At 56.9% G+C, this 334-nt stretch carries 1 pseudogene; it reads right to left on the bottom strand.

The features are described from left to right. Positions 1-334, bottom strand: a pseudogene (locus tag AB9F26_RS22400) (xanthine dehydrogenase small subunit); the annotation flags it as partial.

Raw genomic sequence — 334 nt, 5'->3', positions numbered from 1 at the left:
CTACTGCTCTTGCGACAGAGCCTCTGCTGCTGCCTCGAACGCCGCCGCATCCCATGGCTTCCCACGCAAGACGGCCTCTGTTTGCGCTCCGCGTTTTGGCGTCGCCGCCATGCCGCCAAAAGCAATCCGACAATCGGTGATAATCCCGTCGCTCACATCAACGCTGATCCCCAAAGCCACGGACGAAATATCTTCATCTCGCCGCTTTGAGATTTTATATGCCGCATCAATCTGGCCAGCTTTTGGGCGTGGCACACGGACGCTTTGCACGAAATCACCCGCCTCGCGATCCTGCTTGCCATAGTCGATAAAGAATTCCTGCAAAGGCAGCGTG

Source organism: Falsihalocynthiibacter sp. BN13B15, from assembly GCF_041205415.1.
GTDB lineage: Bacteria > Pseudomonadota > Alphaproteobacteria > Rhodobacterales > Rhodobacteraceae > Falsihalocynthiibacter > Falsihalocynthiibacter arcticus.
This window is presented reverse-complemented; position numbering and strand designations above follow the sequence as displayed.